Origin of the sequence: Flavobacterium sp. FPG59, assembly GCF_002150205.1 — a bacterium.
GTDB lineage: Bacteria > Bacteroidota > Bacteroidia > Flavobacteriales > Flavobacteriaceae > Flavobacterium.
The window spans coordinates 1-13,094 of sequence record NZ_MTCA01000077.1 but is presented as its reverse complement, the minus strand read 5'-3'; the positions used below and the strand labels follow the sequence as shown (position 1 = coordinate 13,094).

The 13,094-nt window shown below is 32.0% G+C and carries 12 protein-coding genes; 11 read left to right on the top strand and 1 reads right to left on the bottom strand.

Annotated elements, in window-relative coordinates; genetic code table 11:
* Positions 1–58: 58 nt before the first annotated feature.
* The 4 genes from nadC to priA all read left to right on the top strand — a co-directional run bounded on the left by nadC (position 59) and on the right by priA (position 4,834).
* Complete coding sequence (nadC, locus tag FPG59_RS08725) at positions 59–916, top strand: carboxylating nicotinate-nucleotide diphosphorylase (RefSeq protein ID WP_086454229.1); 858 nt, start codon at positions 59–61, stop codon at positions 914–916.
* Positions 913–1,821 carry a YihY/virulence factor BrkB family protein gene (locus tag FPG59_RS08720; protein ID WP_086454228.1) on the top strand — a complete coding sequence of 303 codons (909 nt, stop codon included), beginning with the start codon at positions 913–915 and terminating at the stop codon, positions 1,819–1,821. The genes nadC and FPG59_RS08720 overlap by 4 nt, the downstream gene beginning before the upstream one ends.
* 63 nt (positions 1,822–1,884) lie before the next feature.
* A complete protein-coding gene (locus FPG59_RS08715; protein ID WP_086454227.1) occupies positions 1,885–2,313 on the top strand; it encodes a DUF2147 domain-containing protein in 429 nt (142 codons plus the stop codon).
* 70 nt (positions 2,314–2,383) lie between these two features.
* The gene (priA, locus tag FPG59_RS08710; RefSeq protein WP_086454226.1) at positions 2,384–4,834 is read left to right on the top strand and encodes a primosomal protein N'; all 2,451 of its coding nucleotides are present in this window, start codon (positions 2,384–2,386) and stop codon (positions 4,832–4,834) included.
* Between the two features lie 12 nt (positions 4,835–4,846).
* Here priA and FPG59_RS08705 read toward each other — a convergent pair whose 3' ends face one another.
* Positions 4,847–5,542 (bottom strand): LytTR family DNA-binding domain-containing protein, encoded by a 696-nt coding sequence (locus FPG59_RS08705; protein WP_086454225.1) that lies wholly within the window; start codon positions 5,540–5,542, stop codon positions 4,847–4,849.
* Between the two features lie 162 nt (positions 5,543–5,704).
* Between FPG59_RS08705 and rpsF the strand changes: the two genes are divergently transcribed.
* The 7 genes from rpsF to FPG59_RS08670 all read left to right on the top strand — a co-directional run.
* Entirely contained in the window at positions 5,705–6,046 is a 342-nt protein-coding gene (gene rpsF, locus FPG59_RS08700; protein ID WP_035671622.1) for a 30S ribosomal protein S6, read from the top strand.
* Positions 6,047–6,051: 5 nt separating this feature from the next.
* The gene (rpsR, locus tag FPG59_RS08695; protein ID WP_086454224.1) at positions 6,052–6,348 is read left to right on the top strand and encodes a 30S ribosomal protein S18; all 297 of its coding nucleotides are present in this window, start codon (positions 6,052–6,054) and stop codon (positions 6,346–6,348) included.
* Positions 6,349–6,412: 64 nt separating this feature from the next.
* The gene (gene rplI / locus FPG59_RS08690; RefSeq protein ID WP_086454223.1) at positions 6,413–6,853 is read left to right on the top strand and encodes a 50S ribosomal protein L9; all 441 of its coding nucleotides are present in this window, start codon (positions 6,413–6,415) and stop codon (positions 6,851–6,853) included.
* A 99-nt stretch (positions 6,854–6,952) separates the two neighbouring features.
* On the top strand, positions 6,953–10,138 hold the full coding sequence (locus FPG59_RS08685; protein WP_176330722.1) for a carboxypeptidase regulatory-like domain-containing protein: 3,186 nt from the start codon (positions 6,953–6,955) through the stop codon (positions 10,136–10,138).
* Positions 10,139–10,259: 121 nt separating this feature from the next.
* Entirely contained in the window at positions 10,260–10,733 is a 474-nt protein-coding gene (locus FPG59_RS08680) for a DUF6495 family protein (protein WP_086454222.1), read from the top strand.
* A gap of 73 nt (positions 10,734–10,806) precedes the next feature.
* Positions 10,807–12,807: an NAD-dependent DNA ligase LigA gene (ligA, locus tag FPG59_RS08675; protein ID WP_086454221.1), complete on the top strand. Its 2,001-nt coding sequence runs from the start codon at positions 10,807–10,809 to the stop codon at positions 12,805–12,807.
* Between the two features lies 1 nt (position 12,808).
* Positions 12,809–13,094: hypothetical protein (locus FPG59_RS08670; protein ID WP_140344618.1), on the top strand; the 286-nt coding region annotated here is incomplete at its 3' end.

Below are 13,094 nucleotides of genomic sequence, written 5' to 3'. Positions count from 1 at the left end.
CTTGAGATATTTTATTTTAGAGAAATAATATCTTACTTTAGCAGTTAAATTTTTTACTATGATTAGCGAAGAAAAATTTCAAGAAGAGTTACAATTACTTATCGAAAATGCCATTAGAGAGGATGTTGGGCCTGGTGATTACAGTTCTTTAGCTTGTATTCCTGCAGCGGCAATTGGTAAAGCTAAATTATTAGTAAAAGAAAATGGTATCATTGCTGGAGTAGCATTTGCAAAAATGGTTTTTCAATATGTTGATCCTAGTTTGATTGTTGAAACCTTTATTGAAGATGGTGCTGCTGTGGTTAAAGGAGATGTTGTGTTTCATGTTTCGGGTAGTTCACAATCCATTTTAAAATCAGAACGAGTGGTTTTGAATGCCATGCAACGCATGTCAGCTATAGCAACAAAAACTAAGAAGTTTGCTGCTTTGCTTGAAGGTACAAATACAAAAATTTTAGATACTAGAAAGACCACTCCAGGCTTTAGAGCTTGTGAAAAATGGGCCGTAAAAATTGGAGGTGGTGAAAATCATCGCTTTGCCTTGTATGATATGATAATGCTCAAGGATAATCATAATGATTTTGCAGGTGGCATTTCTTTGGCTATAGCCAAAACTAAATCTTTTCTCAAGGATAATTCTTTGGATTTAAAAATTATAGTTGAAGCTAGAAATTTAGAAGAAATTAATGAAATTTTGGAAAACGATGGTGTCTACAGAATATTGATCGATAACTTTAATTTTGAGGATACTAAAAAAGCAGTAGCTTTAATTGGATCTAAGTGTTTGACAGAATCATCAGGTAATATTAATGAAGAAACAATCCGTAATTATGCAGAGTGTGGCGTAAATTATATTTCATCAGGGGCTTTAACACATTCTGTTTATAACATGGATTTGAGTTTAAAAGCAATATGAGTAAAAAAACGGAAGACAGATTACTTGAAATTCCTCTTATAAGGAATGTAGTTATTGGTTTAAAAAAAATAAAACTACCATGGCTACAAGGCTTGTCTCTTTATTATTTAATTGAACTGTACGTTATAGGAATTATTGAAAGTGCGGTAACTTATCATGCTAGTGCTGTTGCATTTAGTTTTTTTATGGCTTTGTTTCCGTTTGCGTTGTTCATATTAAATCTTATTCCGTTCATACCTATTGATGGTTTTCAAGAAGATTTTTTACTATTTGTAAAAGATGGAGTACCACCAAATACGTACGATGCCATTTATAAAATAATAAGTGATATTTTGAATAACAGTGACTCAGGTTTGTTGTCATCTGGATTTATTTTATCTATTTTTTTAATGGCAAATGGTTTAAATGGAATTTTAGGAGGTTTTGAAACCTCAAGGCATGTGCTAGTAAAAAGAGGATTTATAAGGCAATATATAGTTGCTTTAGGAATGTCAATGTTGTTGTCTTTTTTGTTAATAGTAACGGTTGCAACAATCGTTGTATTTGAAGTACTTTTGCAGAAGACAGTTTTTAGTGATCAAATTCAATTGATAGTTCTAGGTAGGTATGCCTTTGTTATTTTGATGATTTTAATGACTACTTCCATTTTGTTTAAATTTGGAACAAAACATGATAAAAATAGGGCTTTCATATCAATTGGTTCTGTTTTTACTACAATTTTGATCATTTTAGACTCGTATCTATTTGGTATTTGGGTTGTAAAGTTTTCAAAATACAATGAATTATATGGTTCCATAGGGACCTTGTTGATATTGATGTTTTATATTTGGATCAATTGCATGATTTTGCTTTTGGGATTTGAGTTGAATGCAACCATCAATAAGTTGAAATTAAAGAGTAAGTAAGTGTTTAATTATAAAAGCTGTTTTGGACAGCGTTGCCTTGTAAAAGGCGCAAAAATCAAGAAAATGAAAAATACGATTACAATTATTGCATTATTTTTTTCCGTGTGTTTTTATGGTCAAAATCAATCGGTTTTAGGAAAATGGAAAACTATTGATGATGAAACTGGTAAAGCCAAATCTATTGTAGAAATTTACGAACGATCAGGGATGATTTATGGTAAAATCATTGATATTATTGATGCAGAAAAGAAGAAAAGTGTTTGTACAGCATGTACAGGAGAAGAGAAAAATAAACCTATTATGGGTTTAGTTATCATCAAAGGTCTTAAAAAAGATGGTAAAGAATACAATTCAGGAAAAATCTTGGATCCCGTTACAGGTAAGCAGTATAAATGTTTTATTGCTCTTGAAGGGAATGATAAACTAAATGTTCGCGGTTACATTGGCGTATCTTTGTTTGGAAGAACTCAAACCTGGAATAGAGTTAGATAATAAAAACAATAAGAGTTATGAGTTTACCGTATTACATAACTCAAACTCATAACTCTTAATTGTAAAATCGATGTTTTTTGTTGAAGTAATCTTACCGCTTTCCTTAGCTAAAACTTTTACATACGCTGTAACTGAAGTTGAATTCCATTTTTTAAAAAAGGGAATGCGAGTTGCGGTACCGTTTGGTAAAAGTAAAGTTTACACGGCACTTGTTGTGGAAACTCATCAAAACCAACCCTCATTATATGAAGCAAAAGAAATCAGTCAAATTCTTGATGAGAATCCTGTTGTAACTGAAATCCAAATTCAGCATTGGCAATGGATTGCATCCTATTATATGTGCGCTATTGGAGATGTGTATAGAGGCGCCTTGCCAAGTGCATTGCTTCTAGAGAGTGAAACTGTTATTTCTCAAAAAAGCAATTCTTTTGTTGATTCAAGTCAATTGTCTGATGATGAATTTCTTGTTTACGAAGCACTTCAGCAACAAAATTCATTAAAAATTCAGGATATAATTTCTATCTTGAATAAAAAAAATATCTTTCCTGTTATTCAAAAATTAGTGGATAAAAATATTCTAGTTCTTCATGAAGAAGTTCAAGAAAATTATAAGCCTAAGTTGGTTCGCTATGTTCGTTTGCATCCTAAATTTGATTCGAATCAGGGATTGAATGAATTATTAGAAACTTTAAAAAATGCTGCAAAGCAAAGAGATGTTGTAATGTCTTATTTTCAAATAAGTGCAACCGAAAAAAAGCCTATTACTGTAAAAAAAATAATTGAAGTAAGCCATTCGTCTTCTGTAATTGTTAAGGCGTTAATTGAGAAAGAGATTTTTGAAGATTATTATTTACAACAAGACAGAGTTCTTTTTGAGGGCAAATTGACTGAGGATTTGCTTGAATTAAATACGTATCAGCAGCTTGCATTAAATGAAATTAAAGCTAGTTTTTCTTCTAAGGAGGTTTGCTTGTTACATGGAGTAACCTCTAGCGGTAAAACAGAAATTTACATAAAGCTCATAGAAGAATACCTAGAATTAGGAAGTCAAATATTGTATCTACTACCAGAGATAGCCCTGACTACTCAATTAGTAGGTAGACTAAGAGCTTATTTTGGCAATAAGGTGGCTGTTTTTCATTCGAAATATAATAATAATGAACGTATTGAGGTTTGGAATCAAGTTTTACAAAAATCAGATAAAGCGCAAGTTGTAATAGGAGCCAGGTCGGCTTTGTTTTTGCCTTTTCAAGATTTAGGATTGTTGATTGTTGATGAAGAGCATGAACAAACTTTTAAACAAGTTGATCCTGCACCACGTTATCATGCTCGTGATGCGGCTATAGTTTTGGCTCAAGCCCATAAAGCTAAAGTATTATTAGGATCTGCGACTCCAAGTATAGAGACGTATTACAATGCTAAATCAGGTAAGTTTGGATTGGTAGAACTTAGTCAGCGTCATGGAAATGTGATGATGCCACAAATAGAATTAGTTGATTTAAAAGATAAGTATTTCAGAAAGAAAATGAACGGCCATTTTAGTGATGATCTTATTCAATCTATTACGGATGCGCTAGTTTTAGGCGAGCAAGTTATTTTGTTTCAAAATAGGAGAGGGTATTCTCCTGTGATGGAGTGTATTACGTGTGGGCATGTGCCTCATTGCCAGCAGTGTGATGTAAGTTTGACATTTCATAAGAATAAGAATCAATTGCGCTGTCATTACTGTGGCTATAGTATGGCTAAGCCTACAAATTGTCATGCTTGTTCAAGCTTGGATTTGATTACTAAAGGGTTTGGAACGGAACAAATAGAACAAGAATTAGCTGTTTTGTTTCCAAATTCAAAAATAGGTAGGATGGATCAAGATACTACAAGGGGGAAATTTGGTTTTGAAAAAATTATCGATAGTTTTAAAAATAGAGAAATCGATATTTTAGTTGGTACCCAAATGCTTGCCAAAGGGTTAGATTTTGATAATGTTACTTTAGTCGGAATTTTGAACGCTGATAATATGTTATTTCATCCAGATTTTAGAGCTTTTGAAAGAAGTTTCCAGATGATGACTCAAGTTGCAGGACGTGCAGGACGATCTGTAAAACAAGGTAAAGTAATTATTCAAACCTATAATCCCAATCACAATACAATACAACAAGTAACTCATAATGACTACAACGGAATGTATCAGGAGCAACTGTATGACCGTCAAATTTATAAATACCCGCCTTATTTTAAGTTAATCAAGCTAACACTTAAACAACGTAATTATGACAAAGTTAACGAAGGTTCAGCTTGGTTGTATCAGGTATTAAGTCAAAATTTGAATATGCCAGTATTAGGGCCAGAGGAACCTGCAATAAGTAGAATTAGGAATGAATATATACGTACGATACTTATTAAAATTCCGAATACTACATCTCTAGTAAACACAAAAAAAACTATCCATAAAATAATGAATAGTTTTGAGGCTGTTGCGCAATTTAGAGCGATTAAAGTAATTTTAAATGTTGACTACTATTAATAGTATAATGATTTAGGTAAAAGATAAAGCTTTTACTAAATCCTCTTTTTTATGACGACTTAATGGAATTTTAGTTGATCCTATTTCAGCAAACTTGCTGTTAAATCGTTCTACTTTGTCTATATTGATAATATATGATTTATGTACGCGAACAAATTTATCTTTGGGTAAATCGTTTTCAAATGCTTTCATTGTAGAAAGGACTAAATTGCTATCGTCTTCAGTAACAACTTTTACATAATCACCAAAAGCCTCTATCCATTTAATCTTGGATGTGAAAATTTTAAGTTTTTTTAGATTACTTTTTATGAATATATGTTCTCCTTCTTCTTCCTTGTTTTCTTTCTTTAATTGGTAATTGTCAATTGCCCTTTTAACTGCTGCATTAAAACGGTCTATTGCAATTGGTTTTTGAAGATAATCCGTAGCATCATAATCAAATGCTTTCATGGCATACTCTGCTTTTGATGTAATGAAAACGATTTGTGGTTTCGTTTTTAAACCATCTAAAAAATCAAACCCACTGATTACAGGCATTTCAATGTCTAAGAATATAAGGTCAACATCATGGATAGACATATAATTTTTAGCCTCAATAGCATTAGAGAAATCTCCAAGAAGATTAAGATTTTGATGGTTATTTACTAACTTTGCGATAATCATTCTTTGTATTGAACTATCATCAACTACTACACAATTTAATTTCATAATAAAGTTTTATTTATTAGATCGTGTAAATATACTACTTTTAATTTAAGTTGTTTCAATTAATCGGATTTTTTTACTTTACGTCGATAAAAACAATAAAAATGTTTTTTTATTTAAATTTTTTATTACTTTTGCACCCAAATTAACAATAAATATATTTTTATGAATCATTATGAAACTGTTTTCATTTTAAATCCCGTTTTATCTGAAGTTCAGGTAAAGGAAACAGTAAGCAAATTTGAAGATTTTCTTACTAGTAGAGGTGCTGAAATGGTGTCTAAAGAAGACTGGGGTCTTAAAAAAATGGCATACGAAATTCAAAACAAGAAAAGTGGTTTTTACCATTTATTCGAGTTCAAAGTAGCTGGTGAGGTTCTTATCGCTTTTGAAACTGAATTTAGACGTGACGAAAGAGTAATGCGTTTCTTGACTGTAAGTCTTGATAAACATGCTATTTCATGGGCTGAGAGAAGAAGAACTAAATTAAAATCTACAAAAGCTTAATTATTATGGCAACATTACAACAATCGGCTTCAGGAAAAAAAGACGGAGATATTAGATATTTAACGCCTTTGAACATAGAAACTAACAAAACTAAAAAGTATTGTCGTTTCAAAAAATCAGGTATCAAGTATATTGATTACAAAGATGCTGATTTCTTATTGAAATTTGTTAATGAGCAAGGTAAAATTTTACCACGTCGTTTAACAGGAACTTCATTAAAGTACCAAAGAAAAGTTTCTGTTGCTGTGAAAAGAGCACGTCACATTGCTTTGATGCCTTACGTGGCGGATTTACTTAAATAATATTAAAACTCAGTTGTTGGTTTTCTAATCATGAAACCTAACTTCTATAATAAAGGACAACAACATGGAACTTATTTTAAAACAAGATGTTCAAAATTTAGGATTTAAAGATGATGTAGTAACTGTAAAAAACGGTTATGGTCGTAATTATTTAATTCCACAAGGATTTGCTCAATTAGCTACTTCATCTGCAAAGAAAGTATTAGCTGAAAACTTAAAGCAAAGAGCTCACAAAGAAGCTAAAGTAGTTGCTGATGCTAAAGCATTAGGTGAAGCTTTAAAAGCTATCGAAATTAAAATATTTGCTAAAGCAGGTGGTGAAAAATTATTTGGTTCTATCACTAATATTGACATTGCTGAAGCATTAGCTAAAGGTGGTCAAACAATTGATAGAAAATTTATCACTAGCGGTATCGTTAAACGTACTGGTAAATACAATGCAAGTGTTCGTTTACACAGAGATGTTATAGTTGAATTAGACTATGAGATCGTTGCAGAAAAATAAAAATTTCTTAACTATTTGTTAAAGAATAGTAAAATCACTCTTCGGAGTGATTTTTTTTTGCTTAATTTTGTGGCACAAATAACGCACACAATTAAACAAATGAAAAAAATTATTACACTACTTCTGATTTTTTGTAGTTCTGTTACCATGTTGGGACAAACTACAACATCAAGTATTAAAGGAATTGTAAAAAGTTCAGCGGGTGAAACATTACCAGGCGCAACTATTTTAGCTATTCACACTCCTACAGGATCCAAATACTCTGGAGTTTCAAATGTAGACGGCAGGTACAATATGCTAAATATGCGTATTGGTGGGCCTTACAAAATTACTATTTCCTTTGTAGGTTATGAATCTCAGGTTTACAATGAAGTATATTTAGAGTTGGGTAAAGCATTAATTTTAGATGCGCAACTAAGTGACGTGAGTCAACAACTTAGCGAGGTAAAAGTTACAGGTTCTAAAAACAAAGTATTTGGTAATGGAAGAACTGGTGCCGAAACTACAATTGGTAGAAAAGAATTAACTGCGTTACCAACAATCTCAAGGTCAGCTGATGATTTTACCCGTTTAGAACCATCTGCAAGTGGAGGTTCTTTTGGAGGACGTAACGATCAATACAATAGTTATTCTTTGAACGGAGCCGTTTTCAATAATCCTTTCGGATTAGATGCTGCTACTCCTGGAGGACAAACTGGTTCGCAACCTATTTCATTGGATGCAATTGAACAAATTCAGGTTGCTACAGCGCCTTATGATGTAACTTTATCTGGTTTTACAGGTGCATCTGTAAATGCAGTTACTAAATCAGGTACCAATGAATTTCATGGTACTGCTTATGCTTTCTTTAGAAATCAAGATCTAACAGGAAGTAAAATAAAAGGACAAGATATATTTGTTCCTTCTTTAGAACAAACGCAAGCTGGATTTAGCTTTGGAGGCCCATTAGTAAAAGATAAGTTGTTTTTCTTTGCTAATTATGAAATCGATAAGCGTAGTGACTTAGGATCCAATTTTGTTGCTAATAATGGTGATGGTGTTACAGGTGTAAATGAATCCAGAGTTTTAGAATCTGATTTGGTTGCAGTATCAGCTGCTTTAGGTAGATTGGGTTATAACACAGGTGCTTACCAAGGTTTTAAACATAATACCAATTCTAATAAAGGTATCGTAAAATTAGATTGGAACATTAATGACAACAATAAATTGGCTGTTATTTACAACTTTTTGAATGCTGCAAAAGACAAACCAGCGCATCCATCAGCTTTAGGATTTAGAGGTCCAGATGCAAATACACTACAATTCGAAAAATCTGGATATCAAATTAACAATGAATTAAGATCTTTTTTAGTTGAGTTAAACTCCAAAATAAGCGAAACTGTTTCTAATAAATTACAAGCGGGTTATACTCATTTTAATGATTTTAGAGATCCTTTTTCTGAACCAGCTCCAGTAATTAATATTCAGAGTAATGGTTCAAATTACATTATTGCTGGTCACGAACCTTTTTCGATCAACAATACTCTAGATCAAAAAGTGCTTCAAATTACAAACAATTTAAGTTATACAGCAGGTAAGCATGCTTTTACTTTTGGTGCTTCTTTTGAGAAATATCAATTTGAAAATTCATTTAATTTGGCTGGATATGATAAATTTCGTAATCCAGTAACTGATCCTATTCCATATTATGGTACATTTAATTCTTATTCAAGCGTTGCCGCTTTTTTGGCAGATGCTGCTAATCCAGAGGCATTAAGTTCGTTGAAACAAAATATGAAACATGCTCAAGACACTTACGCATTAAGAAATTCGTTTGCTGTTGGAGCAGATAATGGATGGAAATTAGCTGAGCTTAATGTAGGTCAAGCTGCATTATATGCTCAAGATGATTGGAATATTACCGATAATTTAAAACTTTCATTAGGATTAAGAGTTGACAAACCGTTGTATTTTGATACTTCTGATTTAATTCAAAAATACATAGACACTCAAAACGGAGCTACAAGAAATAATAGTGTTTTGTATTATAATCCTAAAACGAAGGCTGATGAAACATTAATTTCAACTACATTACCAACAGATAAATTACTTTGGTCACCAAGAATGGGTTTCAATTGGGATGTTAAAGGAGATAAAACTACACAATTGCGTGGTGGTTCAGGTATATTTACTGGGAAATTACCATTTGTATGGTTAGGAAATCAAGTAAGTGGAGCTGATGACGGATTTTTCCAAATTATGGATAAAAACTTTAAGTGGCCTCAAGTATGGAGATCAAGTTTAGGTTTAGATCACCGTTTTAAGAACAATTATATTGCAACTTTTGATATGTCTTACAACAAAGATATCAACGGTGTTCATGTTCAAAACTGGGGTTTAAGAACTCCATCTGGTATTCTTGCAGGTGTTGATAAAAGAGTAATTTACAATGCTGCAGATAAAGGCGCTAATAACGCTTATGTAATGACTAATTCTAATAAAGGATATGTTTTAAACACATCATTTAAGTTACAAAAATCTTTTGATAACGGTTTATTTGCGAGTTTAGCTTATAATTATTTAATAGCTAAAGATGTAAACTCTATTGAAGCTGAAATTACGGGTGACGCATTTGCATTTAATCCAGCTTTAGGTAATGTAAATGATGCCGTTTTGTCTAATTCAAAATACGGAGATACGCACCGTTTTATTGGTGTAGCATCTAAAAAATGGAAATACGGTACAAACGACAAATGGGCTACCACAGTTTCTACATTTTTTGAGTATGCTCAAGGAGGACGTTTTAATTACATTTACGGAGGTGATATTAACAATGACGGTTCTGTTAATAATGATTTAATTTATGTACCTACGACGGCTGAAATTGGAGCTATGACATTTAGTGGAGCGGGACAAGGTGCAGCATTTGATGCTTTCATCAATCAAGATAAATATTTAAGTGAAAGAAGAGGGCAATATGCTGAGCGTTATGGAGCATTAGCACCATGGAGAGGAAAATGGGACATGAAATTAATCCAAGATTATAATTTTAAACCATCTTCCGGTTCAGATAAAACTAATACTATTCAGTTTAGTATTGATATCTTAAATGTTGGAAATTTATTAAATTCTAATTGGGGATTGGTTCAAGTTCCTACAAGTATACAACCAATAGGAGTTTCTGTTGATCAAAGCACAAAAGAGCCTACTTATACTTTTAATGGTACACAAACTAAAACGTTCAATTATGATGCTAGTTTATTATCAAGATGGCAAGCACAGTTTGGAATTAGATATATTTTCTAGTCTATTTAGAAATTAATTGAAAGCCTTCTTGAAAAAGAAGGCTTTTTTTATGATTAAGTTTTAAATTTGCATTCGCAAAAAAAGCATTTTTGAATTATAATTTTTGATTAACAATTATACAATGAAATATACTCGATTGACCAAAGAGCAGTTTGAAGAACTGACACAAGAGTTTACAAATTTTCTAGCTACTCAAGCTATTGATAAAGCAGAGTGGGATAAAATTAAAGCTGAAAAACCAGAAGTGGCTGAACAAGAATTGGATGTTTTCTCTGATTTGATTTGGGAAGGCGTGCTTTCTAAAGCAACTTATTTAGAACATTTTTCTAAAAATCATATTTTTCTTTTTCATTGTTTTGATACCTATGTGCAATCTATTGTTTTGAAATCTCTAGTTCCGGAAGTTGATTTTTTAACTCGTGATGGATTGCAATGGCTTAGTGACAATATGTTTACGGATACCATTGAAATGAAAGTGGGTAAAAAAGAATTTACAGAGGAACGCAACTCTTCAATTTTTGAATTGATTCAACAAGGTTCTTTTTTAAGTGATGGTCAATTATACCAGCAAATAAATACAATTATTGAGGGATAATTCATTGTTTAAATTTTAAATTGGTTATTTTAGTACCTTATTTCACGTACTAAGATAGCCAATTTTTATTTCCATGAATATTCAAAATACAATTCAACAACTAAGAGAAGAGTTGCATCAGCATAATTACAATTATTATGTTTTAGATAATCCTGTTATTACTGACTATGAATTTGATTTAAAATTAAAACAGCTACAAGAACTTGAGAGTAAGTATCCAGAATTTGAAGATAAAAACTCACCTACACAAAGAGTAGGAGGTACTATAACTAAAAATTTCCAAACTGTAGCGCATGAACATCGCATGTACTCTTTAGATAATTCCTATTCTAAAGAAGATCTTATCAATTGGGAAACTAGATTAAAAAAAGTTTTAGGCGATGTTCCTATTTCTTATACTTGCGAGTTAAAATATGATGGTGCTTCGATAAGTATAACCTATGAAAATGGAAAATTACAAAAAGCAGTTACTCGTGGCGATGGATTTCAAGGTGATGATGTAACACAAAACATTAAAACCATAAAAACGATTCCTCTGCAACTAAAAGGTAATTATCCTGTAAAATTTGACATTCGGGGAGAAATAATTTTACCATTTGCTGGTTTTGAAAAAATGAACCAAGATTTGATTGAAATTGGAGAAACACCTTATTCAAATCCTAGAAATACTGCCTCGGGAAGTTTAAAATTACAAGATAGCGCAGTCGTTGCAAAACGACCCTTAGATTGTTTGTTGTATTTTATAATAGGTAGTGATTTGCCTTTCGATTCACAATTTAACAGTTTAAATGTGGCAAGAGATTGGGGATTCAAAGTGCCCAAGGAAGCTAAATTAGCAAACAATCTGGAAGAGGTTTTTGATTTTATAACGTATTGGGACGTACACCGTCATGATTTACCGTATGAAACTGACGGTGTTGTTGTAAAGGTTAATTCATTTTATTTTCAAGAAGAATTAGGGTATACAGCGAAATCTCCGCGCTGGGCTATAGCGTATAAATTCAAATCAGAGCAGGTTTCTACCCGATTAAACTCGATTTCTTATCAAGTAGGTAGAACTGGATCTATAACTCCAGTTGCAAATTTGTCTCCTGTACAACTGGCAGGAACAGTGGTTAAAAGAGCTTCCTTACACAATGCCGATCAAATTGAAAAATTAGACATACGCATTGGAGATACTGTATTTGTTGAAAAAGGAGGAGAAATAATTCCAAAAATTATTGCAGTAGATTTGAGTTTTAGACCTGAAAATACAACACCAACGGTTTATATTACAGAATGTCCAGAATGTAAAACCGAGTTAATAAAAAATGAAGGAGAAGCCAATCATTACTGTCCTAATTTTTATGGTTGCCCTCCTCAAATTATTGGCCGAATACAGCACTTTATATCTAGAAAGGCAATGGATATTGAGGGTTTAGGTGGTGAGACGGTTGCGCTACTTTTCAATAATAATTTGGTTCAAAATTATGCTGATCTTTATGATCTAAAGGTGGAACAAATTGTACCCTTAGAGCGTATGGCTCAAAAATCTGCAGAAAATCTTATTAATGGTGTCGAAAACTCAAAAAACATTCCTTTTGAAAGGGTTTTATACGCTCTAGGGATTCGATATGTAGGAGAAACTGTGGCCAAAAAATTAGCACTTCATTATAAAAACATAGAGGCTTTGCAAATTGCAACAATTTCTGATTTAGTTCAAGTAGATGAAATTGGAGAGCGTATTGCACAAAGCGTTGTTTCGTTTTTTGAAAATGAAAATAATATTGCTATAATAGATAAATTAAAAAATGTAGGAGTTCAATTTGAAGTTGTTGAAACTGTAAATCCAAACGCAACCACAATTTTCTCTGGAAAGATATTTGTTGTTTCGGGTGTTTTTGAAAAATTCTCAAGAGACGAATTAAAAAAAGCAATAGAAGACAATGGAGGAAAAGTAGGTAGTTCTATTTCAGCCAAAACAGATTATGTTGTTGCGGGAGATAATATGGGGCCGGCAAAACTAGACAAGGCCACAAAGTTAAACGTTTCTATAATTTCTGAAGAGGATTTTTTGAACCTTTTAAAACCATAAAATGAAAATTTATAATGTTAAAAGTAGTTTGATCGAAAAGGCATTAATAGCTTTTATGTTTGTATTTACATTAATTGAGGTTATTGCAGAATTGTCATCTTTTGAACCAATACTTTTTGCATTTAAACCTTTGATAGCGCTTTTGATTTTAATCTTATATTTAATTACTTCAAAAGTTAGAAATACACTTTTTATTTCAGCTAGTATTTTTTTATTTATTGTGAGTGTTTTGTTAATACCTAATTCATCTTATTTTTCCCTTGCAGCGCTAGCGGGTTATATTATAC

What these genes read in the sequence shown, in the direction of transcription:
- nadC (WP_086454229.1), top strand. Translation starts at nt 59, where the DNA reads ATGATTAGCGAAGAAAAATTTCAAGAAGAGTTACAATTACTTATCGAA.
- FPG59_RS08720 (WP_086454228.1), top strand. Translation starts at nt 913, where the DNA reads ATGAGTAAAAAAACGGAAGACAGATTACTTGAAATTCCTCTTATAAGG.
- FPG59_RS08715 (WP_086454227.1), top strand. Translation starts at nt 1,885, where the DNA reads ATGAAAAATACGATTACAATTATTGCATTATTTTTTTCCGTGTGTTTT.
- priA (WP_086454226.1), top strand. Translation starts at nt 2,384, where the DNA reads ATGTTTTTTGTTGAAGTAATCTTACCGCTTTCCTTAGCTAAAACTTTT.
- FPG59_RS08705 (WP_086454225.1), bottom strand. Translation starts at nt 5,542, where the DNA reads ATGAAATTAAATTGTGTAGTAGTTGATGATAGTTCAATACAAAGAATG.
- rpsF (WP_035671622.1), top strand. Translation starts at nt 5,705, where the DNA reads ATGAATCATTATGAAACTGTTTTCATTTTAAATCCCGTTTTATCTGAA.
- rpsR (WP_086454224.1), top strand. Translation starts at nt 6,052, where the DNA reads ATGGCAACATTACAACAATCGGCTTCAGGAAAAAAAGACGGAGATATT.
- rplI (WP_086454223.1), top strand. Translation starts at nt 6,413, where the DNA reads ATGGAACTTATTTTAAAACAAGATGTTCAAAATTTAGGATTTAAAGAT.
- FPG59_RS08685 (WP_176330722.1), top strand. Translation starts at nt 6,953, where the DNA reads ATGAAAAAAATTATTACACTACTTCTGATTTTTTGTAGTTCTGTTACC.
- FPG59_RS08680 (WP_086454222.1), top strand. Translation starts at nt 10,260, where the DNA reads ATGAAATATACTCGATTGACCAAAGAGCAGTTTGAAGAACTGACACAA.
- ligA (WP_086454221.1), top strand. Translation starts at nt 10,807, where the DNA reads ATGAATATTCAAAATACAATTCAACAACTAAGAGAAGAGTTGCATCAG.